The organism is Variovorax sp. 01T439_2, assembly GCF_056398445.1.
The window spans coordinates 1-5,371 of sequence record NZ_JBFTPJ010000358.1 but is presented as its reverse complement, the minus strand read 5'-3'; the positions used below and the strand labels follow the sequence as shown (position 1 = coordinate 5,371).

Annotated in this window: 4 protein-coding genes and 1 pseudogene; all 5 read left to right on the top strand. The window is 68.3% G+C overall.

The features are described 5' to 3' along the window. Nucleotides 1–429: pseudogene (locus AC1DOC_RS17510) on the top strand (polysaccharide biosynthesis/export family protein); the annotation flags it as partial. Nucleotides 430–474: 45 nt separating this feature from the next. Further along, nucleotides 475–2,769: a polysaccharide biosynthesis tyrosine autokinase gene (locus AC1DOC_RS17505; protein WP_012748288.1), complete on the top strand. Its 2,295-nt coding sequence runs from the start codon at nucleotides 475–477 to the stop codon at nucleotides 2,767–2,769. After that, a complete protein-coding gene (locus tag AC1DOC_RS17500) occupies nucleotides 2,766–3,428 on the top strand; it encodes a sugar transferase (RefSeq protein ID WP_012748289.1) in 663 nt (220 codons plus the stop codon). Before AC1DOC_RS17505 ends, AC1DOC_RS17500 begins: the two co-directional genes overlap by 4 nt. Before the next feature lie 42 nt (nucleotides 3,429–3,470). Further along, complete coding sequence (locus AC1DOC_RS17495) at nucleotides 3,471–4,451, top strand: GDP-L-fucose synthase family protein (RefSeq protein WP_012748290.1); 981 nt, start codon at nucleotides 3,471–3,473, stop codon at nucleotides 4,449–4,451. A gap of 47 nt (nucleotides 4,452–4,498) precedes the next feature. Then, the coding region (locus AC1DOC_RS17490) for a hypothetical protein (protein ID WP_478130166.1) at nucleotides 4,499–5,371 on the top strand (873 nt) is incomplete at its 3' end.

Here is a 5,371-nt window from a genome sequence, read left to right as displayed (position 1 = left end):
CTGCTTCGGCGCCTGGGGCTCGACCCGACCCGCATCCCGCTGCAGAACGGCGACATCGTGAACGTGGGCAGCCGCGACGACAGCCGCATCTACGTGATGGGCGAGATCCAGCGCCCGACGGCCCTGACGATGCGCGACGGCCGCCTGAGCCTGAACGAGGCGCTGGGCGATGCGGGCGGCCCGGCGCTGCAGACCGCGTCGACCGACCAGATCTACGTGGTGCGCAATTCGAGCGGCGACGTGCCCGAGGTGTTCCACCTCGATGCGAAGAACCCGGTGGCGCTGGCGCTGGCCGACCGCTTCGAGCTGCAGCCGCGCGACGTGGTCTACATCGACCCCGTGCCGCTGGCGCGCTGGAACCGCGTGATCAGCCTGATCCTTCCCGCCGCGCAGGTCGTGAACCTCGGCGGCACCACCAGCCGCCGCTGAAGCCGCGCCCCCACCCCGTCCAGGCAACACACAAAGGTGATCCCCATGAATGCGCACTGGCAACCTGCACTCCCCGCTCCCTCGGTCCCCGATGCCGCGGCATCCGACAACCCTCCTTCCAGGCTCAGGGAGCATGTCGACCTGCTGCTGGACAACCGGTGGAGGATCGCGGGCATCACCGCTGTCGCGCTGCTGCTGGGCGCGGCCTACGCCATGTTCGGGCCGCGCGTGTACGAGGCCAACGTGCTGATCCAGGTCGAGGACCCGGACCGCTCGGGCGGCACGCTGGTCGGCGACTCCGCGAGCAACGCGCTCAACGCCAAGACGCCGACCGCGGGCGAGGCCGAGATCCTCAAGTCGCGCCTGGTGCTCGAGCAGGCGATCGAGAACACCAAGCTCTACATCGAGGCGCAGCCGCTGTACGTGCCGATCGTCGGCGCCTGGCTGGCGCGCCACGCCAAGGCGCTCTCCGAGCCGGGCTTCGCGGGCCTGTCGGGCTACGTGAGCGGCAAGGAGCAGATCGTGGTCGCGCAGATGGACGTGCCGGTGGATCTCGAAGGCAAGCGCTTCCTGCTGACCGCAGGCGCGAACGGCAGCTACACGCTGACCCACCCCAAGCTGGACAAGCCGATCGCCGGCACGGTCGGCGTGCCGCTCGACGCGCAGACCCCGCTCGGCCCGATCCACCTGCTGGTCGGCTCGATCTCGGGCCTGCCCGGCGCGGCCTTCGAACTGGTGCGCCAGTCCAAGCAGCTGGTGCTGCTCGACCTGCAGCGCGAGCTGCGCGTGATCGAGAAGGGCAAGCAGTCGTCGGTCGTGGAAGTGAGCTGGCGCGACGGCAACCGGACGCAGCTGGCCAACCTGCTCAATGAGGTCGCGCAGCTCTACGTGCGCGTGAACATCGACCAGAAGACGGCCCAGGCGCAGCGCGCCCTCAACTTCCTGGGCACCGAGCTGCCCAAGCTCAAGCTGCAGCTGGAGCAGTCCGAGGAAATCTACAACCAGTACCGCAACCAGAACGGAACCATCAGCCTGGACGACGAGGCGCGCAACGCGCTGTCGCAGAACCTGGAACTGCAGACGAAGCTGTTCGATGCCACGCAAAAGCGCATCGAGCTCTCCGAGCGCTTCACGTCCAGGGACCCGAGCGTGATGACCGTCGACGCGCAGATCGCCTCGCTCAAGAAGGCGATGGGCACCGTGGAGCAGCGCATCCGCCGCATGCCCATGCTGCAGCAGAACTCGCTGCGCATGCAGCGGGACATCAAGGTCAACACCGACCTGTACGTGTCGCTGCTCAACAGCTCGCTGCAGATGCGCCTGGCCAAGGAAGGCCGCATCGGCAACGTGCGCGTGCTCGACCAGGCGCTGCTCCCGGAAAAGCCGATCCGGCCCAAGCCCTCGATCGTCATGGGCATCGCGCTGATCGCGGGCCTTTCGTTCGGGGCGGGCTCCGCGTTCCTGCGCAGGTCGTGGCGCAAGACCATTGCCAGCCCGGCCGAGATCGAGACCCACACGGGCCTGGACGTCTACAGCACCGTGACGCTCAGCACGAACCAGCCCCTGCTCGACCGCGCCATTCGCCACGCCAAGCCCGGCGTGCACCTGCTGGCAGCGCAGCATCCGAACGACCCGGCGCTGGAGGGGCTGCGGCGGCTGCGCACCGCGCTGAAGTTCGCCATGCCCAAGGCGTCGAACAACCGCGTCATGATCTCCAGCGCCACGCCGGGCGCCGGCAAGACCTTCGTGGCGGGCAACCTGGCGGCGGTGCTCGCCTCGACCGGCCGCCGCGTGCTGCTGATCGACGCCGACCTGCGGCGCAGCAGCCTGGCAAGCATGTTCGGGCTGAAGCGCCGCGGCGGCCTGTCGGAACTGATCCGCGGCTCGATCGAATTCCAGAACGCCGTCCACACGGGCGTGCTCGGGCACCTGGACGTGATGACCACCGGGGCGCTGCCCTCGGACCCGAGCGCGCTCCTGACGAGCGACGCCTTTGCCGAGGTTCTCGAAAAAGCCTCGGAACACTACGACGTGGTGATCGTGGACACGCCGCCGATGCTGCTGGCTTCCGAGACCGCCGAGCTGGCGCCCTGGATGGGCACGCTGCTGATGGTGGCGCGCGCCGGGGACAACGAACTGGGCGACCTGTCGGAAAGCGCGAACCAGCTGCGGCATTCCGGCTCGCAGTTCCAGGGCGTGGTGCTGAACGCGATGGACACCAGCCGCCGCTACTACGGCAAGCTGGCCTACCGCTACGGCGGCTACCAGCCGCGGGTGCACGAGTACCCGAGCGCAGTGGCCGAGCTTCCCCAACCTGCCCGTGCGAGCGCCGCATCATGAACACACTGCGATCGGATGCCGCCGTCCATTCGCCTGGCAATTCACGGCTGCTGATGGGCACCAAGCGGGCCGTGGACGTGCTGCTGGCAGGCGGCTTCTTCCTTCTGCTGGGGTGGGCGTTCGCGCTGGTCTGGATCGGCGTGCTGCTGACTTCCGGCAAGCCCGGCATCTACAAGCAGCCGCGCTACGGCCGGGACGGGCGCGTCTTCAGCTTCTACAAGTTCCGCACCATGGTGCCCGATGCCGACGCCGTGCTGGAGCGCTACCTGCGCGGCAACGAGGCGGCCCGGCGGCAATGGGAGATGTACCAGAAGCTGGACCGTGATCCGCGCATCACGCGCTTCGGCGCGGTGCTGCGCAAGTACAGCCTGGACGAGCTGCCCCAGTTCTGGAACGTGCTCAAGGGCGACATGAGCGTGGTCGGCCCGAGGCCGTGCATGTTTGCCCAGAAGGAGCTGTACGGCGTCTATTGGAGCAGCTACTGCGCCGTGCGGCCCGGCATCACCGGGCTGTGGCAGGTGAGCGGGCGCAACGAGATCAGCTACCGGCGCCGCGCGGCGATGGATGCGGACTACGTCGCCACCCTCTCGATCCGCCAGGACATCGCAATTCTCCTGAAGACCTTTCTCGTGGTGGCCGGGGCACGCGGCTCGCGCTAGGCGCCACATCCCTCAACCCTCAACCTTTAACCGAAAGAACATATGCGTATCTACGTTGCTGGTCATCGCGGCATGGTGGGGCAGTCGCTCGTGAAGCGCCTGGGCAGCCTCGGGCACGAGGTCGTCACGCGCAGCCACGAGGAACTCGATCTGCTCGACCAGGAGGCCGTTCGCCGTTTCTTCGCCACCGAGCGCGTCGACCAGGTGTACCTGGCGGCAGCGAAGGTCGGCGGCATCCACGCCAACATGACCTATCCGGCGGAGTTCATCTACCAGAACCTGCTGATTGCCGCCAATGTCACGCACCAGGCCTTCCTTGCGAACGTCAAGCGCCTGCTGTTCCTCGGCTCCAGCTGCATCTATCCACGGATCACCGAGCAGCCGATCCGCGAGGACGCGCTGCTGGGCGGCCAGCTCGAGCCCACCAACGAGCCCTATGCCATCGCCAAGATCGCCGGCATCAAGCTGTGCGAGAGCTACAACCGCCAGTACGGCGCCTCGCACGGCATCGACTACCGCAGCGTGATGCCGTGCAACCTGTACGGCCCCGGCGACAACTACCACGCCGAGAACAGCCACGTGGTGCCGGCGCTGATCCGGCGCTTCCACCTTGCCAAGACCACCAATGCGCCCGAGGTGCTGATCTGGGGCACGGGCCAGGCCAGGCGCGAGTTCCTCTACGTGGACGACATGGCCGAAGGCTGCACCACCGTGATGGGCCTGAGCCGCGCGGGCTACGAGCAGCACACCACGCCGATGTGCGCCCACATCAACCTGGGCATGGGCGAGGACCAGACGATCGCCGAGCTGGCGCGGCTGGTCGGCGAGGTCGTGGGCTACCGGGGCCGCATCCGCTTCGATCCCTCGCGGCCGGACGGCGCGCCCAGAAAGCTGCTCGACGTGTCGTGCGCCGCCGCCATCGGATGGCACCCCACGGTGTCGCTGGCCGAGGGCTTGCAGCGCACCTATGCGGACTACCAGAAGTCGCTGCAGCCCGCCGCGCAGGAACTGGCGCACGCCTGAGCCCGCGCCGGCTCCCCACGCAACAACAAACAAGCACAAGGCCTCCCATGAGAGCGCTCTCCTTCTGGTCGGGCATCGCCATCGCCTTCCTGTGCGGCCTGCTCGAGCCGGCCTGGGGCTATGCGGCGGTGTGCGCGCTGTCGCTGGTCCAGCTGTCGATGCTCCGCACGCCGGGGGCCAGCGTCTTCCTGCTGATCCACTACGCCACGATCCTGACCTACTTCTCGGTGGCACCGGCGATGCAGATCGCCGCCGACGTCTCGTTCTGGGACACGGGGGTGATCGGCCCGGTGGCGCACATGCAGGCGCTCACGCTGCTGCTGCTGTACATGGCGGGTGTCGAAGCAGCCCGGCTGGGCCTGCCTGACGCAACGGCACCGGCGCCGGCGCGCGCGCGCGCGGCGGCGCCCGAGCTGCCGGTGGCCGGCGTGGCCCACCCGGCGCTGCTGCTGCTGAGCGGCGCGGTCTCGGCCTTCGGCTCGCTGTTCATCCGCCCCGACCTGAACTTCATCGCGCGCGGCATGCCGGGGACCGAGGAAAACCTGCCGGTCGACTACATCGTCTATTCGACGCTGCCCAAGCTGATCGTGCTGGTCTGCTTCGTGGCGCTGGCGATCCATGCCATGCGCCGCGGCACGCTCTGGGCGTGGTGCGCCGCGGGCCTTTCGCTGGCAATGGCTGCCTTCGCCGCGAACCCGGTCAACACGGCGCGCCAGGTCCTGCTGATCGGCCTGCTGCCTCTTTTCATCCATATCTTCGGCCGGGGCCGGCGCTGGATGCTGGCCCTGCTGATCTTCGGCGCCATCGCCGGGCTGGGCCCGGTGCTCAACCTGGTGTCGCGCGGCAGCTTCTGGGGCGAGACGCTCGCCACCTTTCCCTTCAGCCCGGACTTCGACGCGATGTACGTCGTGGCCGGAATC

Bases quoted from the DNA above. Each gene is read 5' to 3' on its own strand.
- AC1DOC_RS17505 (WP_012748288.1), top strand. From the start codon at position 475: ATGAATGCGCACTGGCAACCTGCACTCCCCGCTCCCTCGGTCCCCGAT.
- AC1DOC_RS17500 (WP_012748289.1), top strand. From the start codon at position 2,766: ATGAACACACTGCGATCGGATGCCGCCGTCCATTCGCCTGGCAATTCA.
- AC1DOC_RS17495 (WP_012748290.1), top strand. From the start codon at position 3,471: ATGCGTATCTACGTTGCTGGTCATCGCGGCATGGTGGGGCAGTCGCTC.